16 protein-coding genes are annotated in these 17,838 nt (G+C 53.8%); all 16 read right to left on the minus strand.

Translation table 11 applies throughout. The features are described from left to right. Positions 1 to 164: 164 nt before the first annotated feature. The gene (gene glmM / locus ACP7IZ_RS06100; protein WP_006115634.1) at positions 165 to 1,523 is read right to left on the minus strand and encodes a phosphoglucosamine mutase; all 1,359 of its coding nucleotides are present in this window, start codon (positions 1,521 to 1,523) and stop codon (positions 165 to 167) included. A 133-nt stretch (positions 1,524 to 1,656) separates the two neighbouring features. Next, positions 1,657 to 2,691 carry a dihydropteroate synthase gene (gene folP, locus ACP7IZ_RS06105; RefSeq protein WP_426848284.1) on the minus strand — a complete coding sequence of 345 codons (1,035 nt, stop codon included), beginning with the start codon at positions 2,689 to 2,691 and terminating at the stop codon, positions 1,657 to 1,659. 74 nt (positions 2,692 to 2,765) lie between these two features. Beyond that, the gene (ftsH, locus tag ACP7IZ_RS06110; protein WP_426848286.1) at positions 2,766 to 4,703 is read right to left on the minus strand and encodes an ATP-dependent zinc metalloprotease FtsH; all 1,938 of its coding nucleotides are present in this window, start codon (positions 4,701 to 4,703) and stop codon (positions 2,766 to 2,768) included. A 137-nt stretch (positions 4,704 to 4,840) separates the two neighbouring features. Next, positions 4,841 to 6,148, minus strand: coding sequence for a tRNA lysidine(34) synthetase TilS (tilS, locus tag ACP7IZ_RS06115; protein ID WP_426848288.1), 1,308 nt, complete (start codon positions 6,146 to 6,148; stop codon positions 4,841 to 4,843). An 8-nt stretch (positions 6,149 to 6,156) separates the two neighbouring features. Beyond that, on the minus strand, positions 6,157 to 6,921 hold the full coding sequence (locus ACP7IZ_RS06120) for a tetratricopeptide repeat protein (protein WP_426848392.1): 765 nt from the start codon (positions 6,919 to 6,921) through the stop codon (positions 6,157 to 6,159). Between the two features lie 118 nt (positions 6,922 to 7,039). Further along, on the minus strand, positions 7,040 to 7,522 hold the full coding sequence (pal, locus tag ACP7IZ_RS06125) for a peptidoglycan-associated lipoprotein Pal (protein ID WP_006115640.1): 483 nt from the start codon (positions 7,520 to 7,522) through the stop codon (positions 7,040 to 7,042). A gap of 323 nt (positions 7,523 to 7,845) precedes the next feature. Further along, positions 7,846 to 9,210, minus strand: a complete 1,365-nt coding sequence (gene tolB / locus ACP7IZ_RS06130) for a Tol-Pal system beta propeller repeat protein TolB (protein WP_426848290.1) — start codon at positions 9,208 to 9,210, stop codon at positions 7,846 to 7,848. A 23-nt stretch (positions 9,211 to 9,233) separates the two neighbouring features. Further along, complete coding sequence (locus ACP7IZ_RS06135; protein ID WP_082823220.1) at positions 9,234 to 10,241, minus strand: energy transducer TonB; 1,008 nt, start codon at positions 10,239 to 10,241, stop codon at positions 9,234 to 9,236. Between the two features lie 30 nt (positions 10,242 to 10,271). Next, a complete protein-coding gene (gene tolR / locus ACP7IZ_RS06140; RefSeq protein ID WP_006115643.1) occupies positions 10,272 to 10,703 on the minus strand; it encodes a protein TolR in 432 nt (143 codons plus the stop codon). Between the two features lie 3 nt (positions 10,704 to 10,706). After that, on the minus strand, positions 10,707 to 11,447 hold the full coding sequence (tolQ, locus tag ACP7IZ_RS06145) for a protein TolQ (protein ID WP_006115644.1): 741 nt from the start codon (positions 11,445 to 11,447) through the stop codon (positions 10,707 to 10,709). A gap of 98 nt (positions 11,448 to 11,545) precedes the next feature. Beyond that, the gene (gene ybgC / locus ACP7IZ_RS06150) at positions 11,546 to 11,959 is read right to left on the minus strand and encodes a tol-pal system-associated acyl-CoA thioesterase (RefSeq protein WP_003623343.1); all 414 of its coding nucleotides are present in this window, start codon (positions 11,957 to 11,959) and stop codon (positions 11,546 to 11,548) included. After that, on the minus strand, positions 11,956 to 13,032 hold the full coding sequence (gene ruvB / locus ACP7IZ_RS06155; RefSeq protein WP_426848292.1) for a Holliday junction branch migration DNA helicase RuvB: 1,077 nt from the start codon (positions 13,030 to 13,032) through the stop codon (positions 11,956 to 11,958). The genes ybgC and ruvB overlap by 4 nt, the downstream gene beginning before the upstream one ends. Continuing rightward, positions 13,029 to 13,640 (minus strand): Holliday junction branch migration protein RuvA, encoded by a 612-nt coding sequence (gene ruvA / locus ACP7IZ_RS06160; RefSeq protein WP_426848293.1) that lies wholly within the window; start codon positions 13,638 to 13,640, stop codon positions 13,029 to 13,031. Before ruvA ends, ruvB begins: the two co-directional genes overlap by 4 nt. Further along, the gene (gene ruvC, locus ACP7IZ_RS06165; protein WP_006115648.1) at positions 13,637 to 14,143 is read right to left on the minus strand and encodes a crossover junction endodeoxyribonuclease RuvC; all 507 of its coding nucleotides are present in this window, start codon (positions 14,141 to 14,143) and stop codon (positions 13,637 to 13,639) included. Before ruvC ends, ruvA begins: the two co-directional genes overlap by 4 nt. A gap of 6 nt (positions 14,144 to 14,149) precedes the next feature. Further along, positions 14,150 to 14,899 (minus strand): YebC/PmpR family DNA-binding transcriptional regulator, encoded by a 750-nt coding sequence (locus tag ACP7IZ_RS06170; protein ID WP_426848294.1) that lies wholly within the window; start codon positions 14,897 to 14,899, stop codon positions 14,150 to 14,152. Positions 14,900 to 14,938: 39 nt separating this feature from the next. Continuing rightward, the gene (gene secA, locus ACP7IZ_RS06175; RefSeq protein WP_035353030.1) at positions 14,939 to 17,665 is read right to left on the minus strand and encodes a preprotein translocase subunit SecA; all 2,727 of its coding nucleotides are present in this window, start codon (positions 17,663 to 17,665) and stop codon (positions 14,939 to 14,941) included. Positions 17,666 to 17,838 lie beyond the last annotated feature (173 nt).

Genomic DNA, 17,838 nt, shown 5'->3' on the forward strand with positions numbered 1-17,838 from the left:
CAAAATATATTTGAATTATAATGTATTTTGGTAATTTATAAGAATAAAAGACGCTCGATTGTTGCCGTGCAAAATGAAGCATGGTTGTTTAAACATGCTCCAAATTGTAACATGAACATTCTAGGGAAAAGAATTTTTCAAAACTCCTTTCCCTATACTGTATTTTACGCAGGAACACGCACCTGCTCAAGCACATCGCACATCTGATCAACAACCTCATCAACCAGATTTGCGTCTTCTGCTTCTGCCATCACACGCACCAAAGGTTCTGTACCGCTTTTACGCAGCACCAAACGCCCACGGCCAGCTAATTTGCGTTCTACATCAGCCTGACGACTTTTTACTTCATCCACATCAAGCGGGCAGACACCTTTATATCGAACATTCTTCAGCTTTTGGGGAAACGGTTGAAACAACCTGCAAACTTCACTAGCTGGGCGACCATCCTGCACAAGCACTGCCAGAATCTGCAAAGCGGCAATCAGCCCATCTCCTGTTGTTGCAAAATCTGTCAGCACCATATGGCCAGACTGTTCACCGCCTATATTGGCTTGTCGTTCCAACATGCGTTCTACAACGTAGCGATCCCCCACTGCCGTACGTTCCAGATTTAAGCCCAGATTTTCAAGAAACCGTTCCAGCCCCATATTGGACATAACGGTTGCCACAACAGCCTTGCCTACCAAGCGCCCTTCACGCGCCCAAGACTGGGCAATAAGAGCGAGAATCTGGTCACCATCAATCAGGCGGCCAGTTTCATCTGCAATCAGCACACGGTCTGCATCGCCATCCAGAGCAATACCCAGATCCGCCTTATGTTTTACAACTGCGGCGCACAGGGCTTCAGGGTGTGTTGAACCACATTTTTCATTAATGTTTACGCCGTTAGGTTCACAACCTATCCGGATAACTTCTGCGCCCAGCTCCCACAATGCGGTTGGCGCAACCCGATAGGCAGAGCCATTGGCACAATCAATAACAATCTTCATGCCATCCAGCCGCAATTTACGCGGGAAGGATGCTTTGGCACTTTCTATATACCGACCAGCGGCATCATTCAGCCGAGAGGCTCGGCCAATATGTTCTGGCGTTGCCAGATATGCGGTAAGGTCTTTTTCCATCAGGGCTTCAATTTCGCTTTCATCCTGATCAGAAAGCTTAAAGCCATCTGGGCCAAACAGCTTGATGCCGTTATCTCCAAAAGGGTTATGAGAGGCAGAAATCATAACACCCAGATCTGCTCTGAGAGAGCGCGTGAGCATGGCAATCGCGGGTGTTGGTAGCGGACCAACCAGCGTGACATCCATGCCAGCAGACAGAAAGCCCGAAACCATGGCGCTTTCGATCATATATCCAGAAAGCCGCGTATCCTTCCCCAACAGAACGCTATGCCGGTGATCCCCCCGCTTGAAATGCAACCCCGCAGCTTGCCCCAGCTTTTGGGCAATTTCCACCGTCATCGGTGCAACGTTAGCGGTGCCACGAATACCGTCTGTTCCGAAAAAACGCTTCATTCTGCTCATTCCATTCTGTCCGCCTCAGACAGAAAAAGCCCATCCTGCATAAAGAACGGAACTGCCTTCTTGCGGTTTTCTTTTATTTCCTAAAACGGTTTCAGGCTGGAAGAAACCTTGTTCAGCCCGGAAACTTACTTTTTTAGTTCTGATATATTTCTCGCCATACGTTTACAGCCTGCATCATGCCTTTAACATCATGCACGCGCAAAACCGGGCCACCCAAAGCCATAGCAGGAAAAGATGCCGCCTGCGTTCCGGCATCACGCAAATGTGGCATAGTTTCTCCCGTAAGGTTTCCAATCATCCGCTTGCGGGACACACCAAATACAACCCGGCAGCCCAAATTGGTCAGAAGCAGAATATGCCGCAACAATTGCTTATTCTGTTCAAAGTTTTTTGCAAAACCAAACCCCGGATCTACCATAATCCGATGTCGTGCAATGCCTCCTTTTACAGCGACCTCAATCCGTTGGGCGAGTTCACGCACCACGTCTATGCTCACATCTTCATAAACGGCATGTTCTGCCATGGTTTGTGGTGTGCCGCGCATATGCATCAGCACAACACCACAATCTTGTGCAGCCAGAAGCGGCAAAGCTGCCGCATCATACGCAAGAGCCGTTACATCATTGATAATGTGCGCCCCAGCCGCCAAAGCTTGCTGCATGACATAACTGTTCCGCGTATCTACAGAAACAGCCACGCTTGGCAATTCTGCCTTTAAAGCCACAAGAACCGGGCCAATACGCTTCCATTCTTCTGCTGGCGTAACTGGGGCGGAACCAGGCCGTGTACTTTCTCCCCCTATGTCCAGCACGGTTGCGCCAGCACGCACCATTTCATGCGCCTTTAAAACTGCCTCATCAGCACTTGCCAGTTTACCGCCATCGCTAAAGCTATCTGGCGTGATATTCAGGATACCCATAATCTGGAGACCTGCTGGTAATCCAACTGATGGTACAGAACGTGTTATCCGCTCAAGCTCCAGCGCCCATTCCTGCGGCACTTTCTGCACAGGCATCAAACCGATTGTCTGGTACCCTTCTATCAAACGCACATACGTAAATGCCACCGGGCCACCGCATAAGGGTAAAGCGTCACCCTGCTTGATAGCTGCTTGCGCTATGTTGCCATAGACAAGCCCCAAAGGTTCAACCAGCCGCACATACGTCATCTTATCTGCCTATCCCAAACAAAAAGAGGCGGCATTTCTGCCGCCTCTTTCCACTCTACATCTTTATTAGAAAGTTAGCTTGGCTGAGGCACAGGAGCTGGGCCCCCGTTTTCATTTTCCGGTTTATCCGAACCCTGCGCATCTGGCCCACCAACCTGAGGCACAGAAGAACGCCGGTTAACTGGCCCGCTTTCTTCCTCTTCCTTACGTTCGATAGGCTGCCCCCGCATGATCTGACGAATTTCTTCACCGCTCAGGGTTTCATATTCCAGCAGGGCTTCTGCCAGACGGCGCAGTTCATCAATATGATCATGCAGATAGTTCCGAGCCTGCACATAGGCTTCATCTACAAGCCGGCGAACTTCCTCATCAATCTCACGGGCTGTTTCTTCCGAGAAGTTGCGAGAGGCCCCGGCAAAAAAACCACCATTCTGATCATCATCTGCGTAGGCAATCATGCCCAGCTTGTCACTCATACCCCATTCGGTCACCATGCTGCGGGCCACGCGGGTTGCCATTTTAATGTCACCCATTGCGCCGTTGCAGACGTTATCCTTACCGTAGATAACTTCTTCCGCAACACGGCCACCCATAGCCACTACAAGATGCGCAAATGCGTTTTTCTTGCTCATGGACAGACGATCATCTTCTGGCAGACGCATCACCATGCCCAGTGCACGACCACGCGGGATAATGGTTGCCTTATGAATGGGCTCACTTTCCGGAACCAGAACAGCCGTAATGGCATGCCCTGCCTCATGGTAAGCTGTACGCCGCTTTTCATCATCGCTCATAACAAGGGAGCGACGTTCAACACCCATCAGCACCTTGTCTTTAGCATCTTCAAACTCACGCATGGAAACGGTGCGACGCCCCAGACGTGCAGCAGATAGCGCGGCTTCGTTCACCAGATTGGCAAGATCAGCACCGGAGAAACCCGGGGTGCCACGTGCAATAATGCGTGGGTCCACATCGGATGCCAGTGGCACTTTGCGCATATGCACGCGCAGAATTTTCTCACGGCCAGACACATCAGGGTTTGGCACGACAACCTGACGGTCGAAACGACCGGGGCGCAGCAATGCCGGGTCAAGCACATCCGGACGGTTGGTGGCGGCAATCAGGATCACACCTTCATTGCTTTCAAAACCATCCATCTCAACCAGCATCTGGTTCAGTGTTTGCTCACGTTCATCATTGCCGCCACCCATGCCTGCACCACGATGGCGACCAACGGCATCAATTTCATCAATGAAGATAATGCAAGGAGCTGATTTTTTGCCCTGTTCGAACATGTCACGCACGCGGGATGCACCAACACCTACGAACATTTCCACAAAGTCGGAACCAGAGATGGTAAAGAACGGGACATTGGCTTCACCTGCAATGGCGCGGGCCAACAGGGTTTTACCAGTGCCCGGAGGCCCCACAAGCAGCACGCCTTTGGGAATTTTACCGCCCAAGCGCGTAAACTTCTGTGGGTCTTTCAGAAAATCCACGATTTCCTGAAGTTCCCCTTTGGCTTCATCAATCCCGGCAACATCATCAAACGTGACGCGGCCATGCTTTTCTGTCAGCATTTTGGCGCGGGATTTACCAAAGCCCATGGCCCGGCCACCAGCGCCCTGCATCTGCCGCATCATAAACAGCCATGCAGCCACCAGCAGAATAATGGGCAAGGAATTCAGGAAGTAACGCAGCAGCGGGCTGCCTTCCTGCTCCAGCGGCTTGGCCACAACTTCCACCCCTTTGCCCACCATGCGGGTGACAAGGGAAGGATCAAGCGGCGCATAGGTTTCAAAAGCCGTGCCATCAGTCAGCGTGCCGGAAATATTGTGATTTTGCATCACAACAGACCGAACATGCCCCGTATCCACATCAGCAATGAAGTCCGAATACGCCAGTTGCTGTGCAGCGTGCTGCGTGCTCCCCGGCTGGAACATGTTCACAAGCAACAGCAGCAGCAGGATAATGCTGACCCACAGCGCCAGATTGCGGCCTAAATTGTTCATCTTGCCCGTATATCCATACCTAGTGCGAGAATGCCGGAAGAGTCTTTATCTGACCGGCTGCCGCAGAAAAAAGCAACCTCTCCCTTTATTAAATGGGAGGCCACCTGCGTATTCCTAGTCTGCGAGCCGCACATATTTTAAGAATCTTGTGCAACTGCACCATACACGCTGCTGCTGGTAACCGAAACCGCCGGGCGAAAAATGAACTCTGCCCCATGCAAAGCGGGCTCATCTTCCACGACCCAGCCCAAATGCGGCACAGCAACGCGTTTGCCTGCACGCCACAATGCAGGAAGCACAGCACAAAACCTTGCTTGCTGCCCATTACGCATTTTGCGCGCCAGCCCATACCCTGCCGCTGCAACCATCAGCCCTTCTTTCTGAACTGATGTAGGAAGGCGCAGCACAAACCGATTGTCCCATACTGTGCCATTTTCTGCCTGCACGGCAGAAGCCATTGCGGCTTCTTCACGCAACAGTACCCATTGCTGTTCATACCGGATCAGCCGCGTTCCAGCTAACGTGGCTTCTGCTGCCATATCTTTCAAGCGCACCACAGCAGATTGAGATGGCGGATATTCAGCCCCACCAATACTGCGGATAAGAGCCGCAAGCACATCAACATCTGGCAACTCCAGCCCCAGAATGGCCCATCCTTCCGGGCGCATCACAATATGCTGCGCAAGCTGCGCGGCACGTTCACGCTCCCTGCGCATCCGAAATTGGCCGGATTGCATGCCGAGTTGCCAGAAATGCGCACGTTGATCGTTTTTTTGCAGCAAATAGCGCAAACGCACACGCTCAGCACGCTGATCTTGATTGGAGGGATCATCCACCCATTCAACATGCGCTTGCCGTAAAGTATTCCGCAATGCCTGCCGAGAAAACCCAAGCATGGGACGAATAAGACGAATATCCGGCCGCACAGTTATCCAACCCATACCGGCCAGTCCTTCTGGCCCACTGCTGGAATTTTGGCGCATCCATACTGTTTCAGCCAGATCATCCGCCTGATGCCCCAGCAAAAGATCTGTGCATCCATGTTCCTGACAGGCGGCTATCAGGCGCGCATAACGGGCCTCTCTGGCTCTGTGCGCCATGGCCGAGCCTTTTTTGAGATCTGTAAGCACTAACAACTGCGCCGGAATATTCATTGCCTGTAGCCGGGCAAGAGTCTGATGCGCTTCCAACCCAGATTCTGGCCGCAAACCGTGATCCACAACCAAAGCCAGCAGGTTTTTCCGCCAAAAAGAGGCCAACCACGCAAGACATAAGCTATCGCCGCCGCCAGAAACAGCCATAGCAATAGGAGGACAATCAGATTGATCAGGAAAAAAGGGCCCTAACTGGACCATACATTGCGCAAAACAAGCCGGAGAAACGGGCTGATCGGAAAAAACATCACGCCCAAAAAATACAGGAGCAGACACTTTTCCCGATACCACGCTAACCGTTATTCGCAGCTGCCTCGTTTGGCATAGACTTCTGCTGCGTGTGCAACACGTGTGGAAGGTGTGGGGAATTCTGTTTTCAGCTTGGAAAGCGCTTCACACGATGCCTTTTTATCCCCCAATGCCAGAAGGGAAGCCGAAACACCTAGCAACGCATCTGGGGCACGCCCACTTTTGGGGGCCTGACGGTAAGCATCATAATACGCCACGGCAGACTGACGATACTGCTTTTGGCCAGCCAAGGACTGTGCCAGCAGAAATTGTGCATCTACCTTAAAAGCACCTTTGGCATTCTTGAGTGCTGATTCGGCATCAGACTGCGCTTCTGCATAATCTTTTTTCTGCAAAGCGGCCTTCCCGCTGGCAAGCAATCCATCTGGCGTGGTGGACTTTGCAGTTTCCTTGGCCGTTGCATCTGTTGAGGCTGCGGCAGCCGTAGAGGCACCTGCGCCGCCAGCACTTGCCTGAGCTGCAAACTGGTTATCTGCTATCTGCTTGGAAAGGGCCGCTGTTTTCTGTTGCAGTTCATTGGTCAGCTGGTCAATTTCACCACGCATATCGCGCTGCTGCTGCTCCAACGTGCTCACCCGGTCCAGCAACTGGGCAATCAGATCATTCGTGCCTGCATTTGCAGTATCCCGCGCCCATGCAACTGGCATGCACACACTGCTTATTGCGGTTGCCATTGCCAACGCCACAAGCCCTGTGCGGACATGCCGCGATGCTTTGAAGCAGATTTTCATCAGGTTCTTACCCTTCCACAACATATAGGCAGAAACATCATACCACTTTGTTCTGCAAGACAAGTGCTTACAATACAAAACAGGCCGGGCTTTAACACCCGGCCTGTTTCTGCTCTGTCAGCTTTCAGAAAATTCTGAAATCTTATTTAACAGAGGTAATGGCGTTACGGTTCTGAGCCCATGCATCTTCATCATCACCCAGAGCGGTCGGACGATCCTTACCGTAGGAAATGGTGGAAATACGGGAAGAAGCTACGCCCTTGGCAACCAGGTAATCACGCGCTGCATTGGCGCGGCGCTGGCCCAGAGCAATGTTGTATTCTTCGGTGCCGCGGTCATCGCAGTTACCGGCAACTTCAACATTAACCTGCGGGTATTTTGCCAGCCAGTCAGCCTGCTTCTGCAGGGTGTCCTTGGCATCATCGCGCAGGCCGCTTTTGTTCAGGTCGTAGAAAACGCGGTCACCCACGTTTGCAACCAGATCAGCTTCACTGCCGGGAACGGGGCCACTGATGGTAGGCTGCGTGGTAGCAGCACCATTGGAGGCACCAGTGTTTGCGTTATCGTGGGCGCAGGCTGACAGCAGGGCAACCATACCAAGCGCGGCAACTACTTTTAGTCTCATGTGTCGGATCCTGAGAATTGGTTCCTTGCGGAACTATTCGGGAGAAAAGAGTTTTAACCTTGTATCTCCGCGTCTTCTTCTGCTCCTCTCCGAACCCTTCGAAGAGCCGACGAATTTTGGAGACCAACTTGCCCTAAGCCATAGCTTATTCTGTGGGTCAAGTTGCATCTCTGTATCTCATACCTGCCATACACTGAGTGAGACGAAAAAGACACACTTCCACTTATTGGCCTTATACGCCTTCATTGCGGCCAAATTATGGACAGCAAAAACCCCACATCACATTTTTGTGATGTGGGGTTTTCTTCACAAACAGCCGTTTTTTAGCCGTTTAGTGGAGACCATGCCGGATCTGACGCCGCTTCTGGGGTGGGCAGAACGCGGTCATTAAAGCCCGTAATATCCACCATTCCGATGGTAGAACTAAAGCCCGCACCACCTGCACCTGCACGGCTCTGGCGGCAATATGCCAGCACGCGCCCATTGGGGCAGAAGCTTGGGCTTTCCACTGTAAAGCCCTGCGTCATGATTCGCTCACCAGTGCCATCCGGCGCCATAACACCAAGCGAGAACATACCCCCAGCAATACGGGTAAACGCAATCAGATCACCACGCGGAGACCACACTGGAGACCCATACGTGCCCTGACCGTAAGAAATGCGGCGCGCACCACCACCGGAAGCCGGCATGATATAAATCTGTGGGCTACCACCACGATCCGAGTTGAATACGATCTGTGATCCATCCGGGCTAAAGCACGGGCTGGTATCAATAGCACCAGAAGACGTGATCTGACGGCGCGAGCCAGAGGCCAGATCCACAACATACAGATCAGACCCGCCATTACGGGTGACTGACAGCACAACAGAACGCCCATCTGGTGAGAAACGCGGCGCGAAGGAAATACCTTCAAATTCACCCAGAATCTGCTGACGGCCACTGGTCAGATCAAACAGATAAACCCGAGGGCGGTTGTTGGCATAGGACATGAAGGCAATCTGGTCCTTCACCGGGCTAAAGCGCGGTGTCAGGGTCAGCCACTTGCCAGTTGTCAGCATCCGGGCATTTGCACCATCCTGATCCATAACGGCCAGACGCGTACGCTGGTGCCCACGTGGGCCAGAACGGGAAATAAAGGCGATCCGGGTATCAAAATACCCTTTTTCACCTAGCATCCGCTGGTAAATAACATCGCCAACAATATGGGCAATTCGCCGCCAGTTGGCAGCAGAGGTCGTATAAGCTGTGCCCTGAATCTGCTGATGGCTCAGCACATCCCACAAGCGCATTTCCACCCGCACAGAGGAACCACCACCAGAAACGGAACCCGTTACCTGCGCATGAGCGCCCATGCTTTTGGAAGTCGCAAAATCTGGCGTGCCAGATGTTGTGCTGCCCGGCATAACCTTGAACAAACCTGTATTGTTCAGGTCATTCGTCAGCACTTCGGCAATTTTCTCGCCCAAGCCACCGCCAAAATTAGGGATGATGATGGGAATAGGCGCCGTGCGGGCCTGATCAACCGTAATTTCAGCTTCTGGGGCGCTGGCAGCCGCAAATGCGCCAACAGGCATGGCCATAATACCGCCAGCAGCCACACTGGCCCCCAGCAGGCTGCGCCGGCGCAGCGCGCCAGCCAGCACATCGGCTTCCTGATCGGAAATAAGGGGGCGGGTACTCATCACCATGTGTTTTTCTCCCTAAGGCCTGCTCAAGGCCTGAATACAAACTTCAGTTGCCGTGGCTGCCCCAGCAGTTCCTTGGGAATTGGCAGCTTGGCACATGTTGGACTTAGAACAGCGGCCCGAGCTCTTTCAGCCAGCGCACGATACGAAGAATCCGCATTCATACGGGCCTGTGTTTCTGGCGCAAACTGCACAATGCGGGCTTCACCCGTTCCATCTACCGTAACCACCAAATGCGCCACAAAGCTGGCATAATCTTTGGCGGCGGTATCTTCTGTGTAGCAGCGCCTTACCGCAGCCCCGATAGCTTTTTGCTGGCCAGCACTCAGGCTGCCCGTAATGTTACTGCCCACGGGGGAACCACCACCTTTGGGCGAACCGCCAGCAACCGGATTAGCACGCGCCTTGGGTGCATGCGTCTGCTTCTGGTCCGACCGGAACGTATCCAGCGTTTCCAGCAGGGAATGAGACTCTGCCTGGCTTTTCTTCGCCTTGTTCGGCTGCGTGATATGAGATGGAACAGCCGCATCCGGCAGCGTATCTGTGGGCTGGGTAATGGGCGAAGGTGGCGCCACACTATTCGTCGGCTGCACCGGAGAAGGTGGAGACGGCGGTGTTTTCACAACCTCAGGAGATGGCTCTTCCGCCTTGGGGGGCAGAGGCACATCTGGCAGCTTTTCAGATTCCGGCACAGGCGGCGGCGGAACAGGCTGTGGCGGCGGAGGTGGCGGCGGGGCCTCCTCATTCGGCACATCCTTCGGAGGCTCTGGCGTTGGCGGAGCTTCCTTTTCTTCCGGCGCAGGCGGTTTGGGTTCAGCCGCAGCCGTTTCTGCCTTGGCGGCAGGACCGCCTTCCTGTGCGTCCGACTGCTCGAACTGCATTTCAATCGTAGGCTGTGGGGGCTCTTCCGGCGGCTTGGGCGGCGGAAGAGTGATCAGCAGTGCCAGCAGAAGCGCGACATGCGCGCCCCCTGACAGATAAAGCGATCGCCGGAGTATAATCTGATCAGACCGGCGTGGCCTTGCCATGGGCATTGTTCGTACCTCTCCACCCTATCGGATGGCTTAATGCCCACTGCTGGCAGGTTGCTGCGCCAGCAGAGCCACATGCGTAAAGCCGCCTTCCGTAATCTGCCCCATAACCTGCATGACCTGCCCGTAATCAATATGGGCATCCCCACGTACAAAAATACGGTGGGATGGATCATTGTTGGAGGCAGCCTTCAACTGGGCCACAAGCTGATCTGCTGTAACGGGGTTGTCCCCCAGATACAGCGTGCCATCAGACTTGATGGAAACGGTAATGGGCTTGCTGTCTGAATTAACCGGGCGCGCATCTGTTTTGGGCAGATCAACATTCACACCGCTGGTCATCATTGGAGATGTCACCATAAAGATGATCAGCAGCACCAACATCACATCCACCATGGGAGTGACGTTAATTTCGGCCATCGGACGCCTGCGGCGGCGTCCGCTTCCTCCCGACGGCATTGCCATATCTCAGGTCCTCTCTTCGGACTGGCGAGAAAGAATGGCAGCAAACTCGGTGCCAAAACCTTCCAGACGATCCTGGAAAAGATCCATGCTGTTGCTGATGACGTTATACGCCACATAAGCTGGAATAGCCGTTAACAGGCCAATAGCCGTTGCAAACAGGGCTTCGGAAATACCGGGGGCCACAACGCTGAGGTTTGTATTGTGTTCAGCCGCAATGGAGCTGAAGGAATGCATAATCCCCCATACCGTGCCAAACAGGCCAACAAACGGCGCAACAGGTGCAACCGTTGCCAGAAAGATTACCCAGCGGCGCAGGCGGTCCATTTCACGCGTGATGGTAATACCAATAGCACGGTCAACACGCTCCTTAACGCCACCACGCACCAGGTCCACACCGGGAATACGGGCTGAACGCCGCCATTCCCCCATAGCTGCGCCAAATACGGCAGACATTGGGTTGGTGGGCTTGGCGCCATCGCTTTCATACAGATCATCAAGGCTACCACCAGACCAGAAGCGATCTTCAAACCCTGTGGCTTCACGATTGATGCGACGCAACGTGACAAACTTGTCCAAAATAATTGCCCATACCATCACGCTGCAAATCAGCAGCCCAAGCATAACAATTTTGACAACAAGCGAGGCGTGCATGAACAACGCCCATACTGACAAATCTCCCGCCGCATTTACGCCGAGATTTGCCGCATCAACCGCACGATCCAATAAAGCCTCCTGCCTCTGCACCCCTTACGGGCGATCTGTCTCCGACTCGGTCGAGACACATGCTTTGCCCGACGCTCCTGCTTCTTACTTGGTTCCTCAAAAAAGCAGAAGAGGCGCTTTCATCCCTTTGGTGCCAATTTCTGCAACAAATCACGCCATAACGGCGGAAATCGGGCAGGACGCCCATCTGATACCTTCACGCAGGCCAGACCAACTTCAACCTGAGCGCATATATCATCACCGCGCGTGCAAAGCTGATCCAGCCGGCAACTGGCCGCTCTCAGGTCAATCAAACGGGTGGTAACTGTTACAATATCATCCAGTTTCAAGGGCATTTTGTAGGCAAGACGGGCATCACGCACTACAAAAACAAGCCCATATTCTTCTTGCAAACTGGATGCTGGCATACCCAAGCTCCGAATCGCTTCGGTGCGCGCACGTTCTGCAAACGCAAGATACCGTGCATGGTAAACAATGCCGCCCGCATCTGTATCTTCGTAATAGATTCGGAAATCTATGGAGTGGGTGGTCATTCTTCCCCCTCATCCTCGCCTGCAAGAAAATCCATCTGCTGGTTGCCCCCCGTAGCCGAAGCCGGAGGAGTAAGCCCCAGATGCCGCCAGCCGCGTTCACCAAGAACACGACCGCGGGTGGTACGCAGAACCAGACCTTCCTGAATCAGGTAAGGTTCAATGACATCTTCTAATGTATCGCGCGATTCGGCCAGAGCTGCCGCCAGCGTTTCCACCCCAACAGGGCCACCGTGATGATATTCGGCAATCCGGCGCAGATAGCGCCTATCCATGGCGTCCAGCCCAAGTGCATCAACCTCTAGCCGCTTGAGCGCCGCATCCGCCACTTCCGTTTCTACAGGCACCCCGGCAGGCACGGTTACGGATGCAAAATCCCGCACTCGGCGCAGCAACCGCCCGGCAATACGTGGCGTACCGCGTGAACGACGGGCAATTTCCATTGCGCCACCTTGCGTAAGGGCAAAATCCAGCTTTTCTGCCCCCCGTGCCACAATTTTACACAGTTCTTCCGGCGTATAAAAAACCAACCGAAGGGGAATACCAAACCTGTCCCGCAATGGCGTGGCCAAAAGGCCCGCACGCGTGGTAGCTGCCACAAGCGTAAAGGGCGGCAGATCAATACGGACAGACCGCGCAGCCGGGCCCTCACCAATAATCAGATCAAGCTGGAAATCTTCCATCGCAGGATAGAGAATTTCCTCAATAGCGGGCTGAAGGCGATGGATTTCATCAATAAACAGCACATCGCGGGGCTGTAGATTGGTAAGAATTGCTGCCAGATCACCCGCGCGCTGGATAACGGGGCCAGATGTGGCCCGAAAACCCACCCCTAGTTCGCGCGCAACAATCTGGGCCAAGGTTGTTTTACCCAACCCCGGCGGCCCATGCAGCAGAACATGATCTAAGGCATCACCTCGCTGTTTGGCGGCTTTGATAAAGATGGAAAGATTTTCCCGGCTGGCCTTCTGGCCTGTAAAATCATGCAGAGTTTGCGGGCGAAGCGTGGATTCGCCAACATCTTCCTCCCGCCGCGCTGCATCAATTTCCCGATCAGGCGTAAACTCCGCACTCATCGGGCAAGATCTTTCAGGCTGTCACGAATCACCAAATCCAGTGTGGCGGCAGCCCCGTGCGTATCCATCACTTTCCGCACCACAGGCGCTGCTTCTGCCCGACGGAAACCCAAGCCTGCCAGCGCCATAAGGGCATCTGCTTCTATGCTGCCCGCAGGAGTTGCCATGGCCGGAATGGTAATACCACCGCTCCCACCACCCGGCATTTTACCAGCTTTATCACGCAGTTCTGTCAGAATCCGCTCTGCCAACCTGCCGCCTACACCGGGTGCACGCGTAAGGCTGGCTTTATCGGATGTCATCAACGCGGCCACCAACTCTCCGGGTGAAAGGGTGGACAAGATGCCCAGAGCAACCTTTGCCCCTACCCCTTGCACACTTGTAAGCAACCGGAACCATTCACGTTCTGCGCTTTCCATAAAACCGTACAGAAGAATGGCATCTTCGCGCACAACGGTTTCTATCAGAAGCCGTGCTTTTTCTGGGGGATTGGGTAAGGCGGCCAAAGTGCGTGTAGATGCAGCAACCAGATAGCCAACACCGTTTACATCTACAACGCAGCTTCCCAGATCAACTTGAATGACCAATCCGCATAAAAACGCAATCATGCCATTCTTACCCCGGCTGCAATATGGCGTGCACTGGCACGATGATGCGCATGGCAGATAGCAACCGCCAGTGCATCCGAAGCATCTGCACGGACAATTTCTGCTCCGGGCAAAAGCCGCCGCACCATCATTTCCACCTGTTTTTTATCTGCTGATCCGGTGCCAACAACCGATTTTTTAACAGAAAGCGCGCCGTATTCCGCCACACTCACCCCTACCAATGCGGGCACCAACAACGCCACGCCACGCGCATAACCCAGCTTAAGGGTGGCTGAACCATTACGGTTTACGTAAGTTTCTTCAACAGCTGCTTCTGCCGGTTCCAACCTGTTTATCAGCATCAGCAGGTTGTCATGCAGCACCTTTAAACGGTCTGGCACGCTATCGGCACTATTGGTTGCAATAATGCCATTTTCAACATGCCGGAGCCGATTGCCCTCGACATCAATCACGCCCCACCCAGTAAATCGCAGGCCGGGATCAATGCCGAGCAGACGTACCATTATACTCTAGGCCGAAAGTTTTTCGGCCAGATCATCCGGCAGGTCAAAATTGGCGTACACATTCTGCACGTCATCATGATCTTCAAGCGTATCCAGCAGCTTGAACAGGCTACGCGCTTTATCTTCATCCAGCGTTACGGTGTTTTCCGGGCGCCAATCTAGCTTGGCGCTTTCTGGCTCACCAAAGCGCGCTTCCAGCGCATCCTTCACCGCAAAGAAGGATTCTACTTCACACGTCACTTCATGCGATGTTTCTGTGGAAACAACGTTTTCTGCGCCAGCCTCAATAGCTGCTTCCAGCATTTCATCTTCAGAAGCTACAGAAGCCGGATACGTAATCACGCCCAACCGGCGGAACATGAAGGAAACGGAATTGGTTTCCCCCATAGACCCGCCGTATTTGGAGAATGCAGCGCGCACATCAGATGCCGTACGATTGCGATTGTCGGTCAGGCCTTCAACAATAATCGCCACACCGGCGGGGCCGTACCCTTCGTAGCGCACTTCCACATAGTCATCACTACCTGCGGCACCAGATGCCTTTTTAATGGCGCGTTCGATCGTGTCTTTAGGCATATTTACTTCACGCGCAGCCGAAATAGCTGCACGCAGGCGCGGGTTTGCTGCTGGATCAGGCAAGCCTGAACGCGTTGCCACCGTAAGTTCGCGAATAACCTTACCAAACTGCTTAGAGCGTTTTGCATCCTGCGCACCTTTACGGTGCATAATGTTCTTAAACTGGGAATGACCAGCCATCTTCCTTACCTTGTCGTCTGCAACAGTGCCGGGCGAGCTTTAGACAAGCCGCCCGTGACAATGCTTGTATTTCTGGCCCGAGCCACATGGGCAGGGCGCGTTACGAGGTGTCTCACCCCAGCTTGAAGGATCATCCGGCATAATGGCGCTACCACCGATAGGCGTAGCCATTTCCGGCGATGCACCGGGTGAAAGGCCGGGCCCCGGCTCCGAGGCGTATCCCTGCACTTCCGGATCAGCATGGATTTCTGCCGTATCGGCAAACGGATCAACAGCCGCTGGCGGAGGCGTTACTTCCACCCGCGCCATCAGCCCAACCACACGCTGGCGCATTTCTTCCAACATGAATGTAAATAGCTGGAAAGCTTCGTGCTTATATTCGTTCAGCGGATCTTTCTGCCCATAAGCGCGCAGGCCAATACCCTGCCGCAACTGGTCCAGCGCATGCAGATGTTCTTTCCACACCGCGTCATATGTTGTCAGCAGGATCTGCTTTTCAATAAAGCGCATTAAGTCTGGGCCAATATTGGCGGCTCGGGCAGCTTGCGCCTGTGTGGCAGCTTGGCTGATCCGGTCCGCCACAGCCTCGGCGTCCATGCCATCTTCCTTGGCCCAAGCAGCTATCGGCAGATCCAGACCGAAGGTTTTTTGCACATCTTCCGTCAGCCCAGCCACATCCCATTGTTCCGCAAAGGATTTTTCTGGGATACGGCGCGCTACCATCGCATCAATAACATCTTCCTGCGCTTCCGTCACAATGGAAGAGACATCCTCAGTCGCCATAAACTCACGGCGCTGGGCATACACTTCCTTGCGCTGGTCATTCATCACGTCATCATATTTGAGCGTGTTCTTGCGCATATCGAAGTTGCGGGCTTCAACTTTTCTTTGTGCCCGTTCCAGCGCCTTGCTCAACCATGGATGAACAATGGCCTCGCCTTCCTTCATGCCCATTTTCTGGAACATTCCGCTCATGCGGTCTGAACCGAAAATACGCATCAGGTCATCCTGAAGCGAGATAAAGAATTTGGAATTACCGGGATCACCCTGACGGCCAGCACGACCGCGCAGCTGGTTATCAATGCGTCGGCTTTCATGCCGTTCCGTACCAACAACATACAGGCCACCAGCCTGCTGCACGATATCATGATCTCGCGCAACGCGATCACGGATTTCTTTTTCAGCCGCGTCTCGCTCTGGGGAATCTTCCATTTCTCCCAAGGTTTGGGAGATCAGCATTTCCACATTGCCGCCGAGCTTAATATCCGTGCCGCGGCCAGCCATGTTGGTGGCAATGGTAATGGCACCCGGCGCACCCGCCTGCGCCACAATCTTGGCTTCCATCTCATGGAAACGGGCGTTCAACACGTGATGTGGAATAGCTTCGCTCTTCAGCAGATCTGAGAGCGCTTCACTTTTTTCAATGGACGTGGTGCCGACCAAAATCGGCTGGCCGCGTTCGTGCACATCCCGAATGAGTTTAACAACAGCAGCAAACTTTTCCTGCTCTGTTAGATAAATCTCGTCGTCCTCATCCTTACGCGCAACCGGACGGTTGGTAGGAATAGCCACCACATCCAGATTGTAGATTTCTGCAAACTCATCCGCCTCTGTCATGGCGGTGCCAGTCATGCCGGAAAGCTTGGGATAAAGGCGGAAATAGTTCTGGAAGGTAATGGAAGCCAGCGTCTGATTTTCCTGCTGAACCTCCACGTGTTCCTTGGCTTCCAGCGCTTGATGCAGGCCATCGGAATACCGGCGGCCTTCCATCATACGGCCGGTGAATTCATCAATAATCACCACTTTGCCATCACGCACGATGTAATCTACATCCCGCGAGAACAACGTATGCGCGCGCAAAGACTGCTGAACATGATGCACCACAGCGACATGCTGCAGATCGTAAAGGCCGCCTTCATCCAGCACGCCAGCCTGACGCAGCAGATTTTCCACATGGTCAGAACCTGCATCTGTCAGAATAACAGTGCGGAACTTTTCATCTTTTTCAAAGGTGGTCGGGTCCTGCACAAGCTGGGCGACCACGGCATCCACTGCGCGATATAGATCTGAACTGTCTTCCGCCGGCCCGGAAATAATCAGGGGGGTACGGGCTTCGTCAATCAGAATCGAATCCACTTCGTCCACAATGGCGTGGTAGAAGGGGCGCTGCACCATTTCGCCCAACTGGTACTTCATATTATCGCGTAGATAATCGAAGCCGAATTCGTTGTTTGTGCCGTAGGTAATATCAGACGCATAAGCTTGGCGGCGCGCATCATCGGGCATATTGGGCACGATCACGCCCGTTGTCAGGCCCAGAAAACTGTAAAGCCGCCCCATCTCTGCCGCGTCACGCGCGGCAAGATAGTCGTTCACAGTCACAACATGCACGCCCTTGCCCGCCAGCGCGCTGAGATACACAGCCAGCGTGGCCACCAGGGTTTTACCTTCCCCGGTGCGCATTTCTGCAATTCGGCCAGAATGAAGCACCATGCCGCCAATCAGCTGCACGTCAAAATGCCGCATCCCCAACACCCTGCGCGAGGCCTCACGGCACACGGCAAAGGCTTCGGGCAGCAGATCATCCAGACTTTCGCCTTTGGCGATCCGATCTCGGAATTCCTGCGTTTTGCCAGAAAGGGCGGTATCATCCAGCGCCTGTACCTGTGGTTCAAGCGCGTTGATCTCCGGCACCCGGCGTTGAAATATCTTAAGCGTCCGGTCGTTGGCGGTGCCGAACAGGGCGCGGACAAAGCGTGAAAGCATGAACACCTTTCCGGAACAATGCGGCCCCTTACCCCTGCACTACCCCAAATGGTAATGCAGCAAGGGACACTGGCATGGCTGGCTTGCCGTGCAAAATAGGACCGGGGCGGGTTGCGGTCAACCAACCGTACCGGTGGAAGCAGGATTGAAACAGGGGTTGCCGGGTGGAAAGC

It is taken from the genome of Acetobacter sp. AAB5 (genome assembly GCF_050106715.1).
Taxonomy (GTDB): Bacteria; Pseudomonadota; Alphaproteobacteria; order Acetobacterales; family Acetobacteraceae; genus Acetobacter; species Acetobacter oryzifermentans.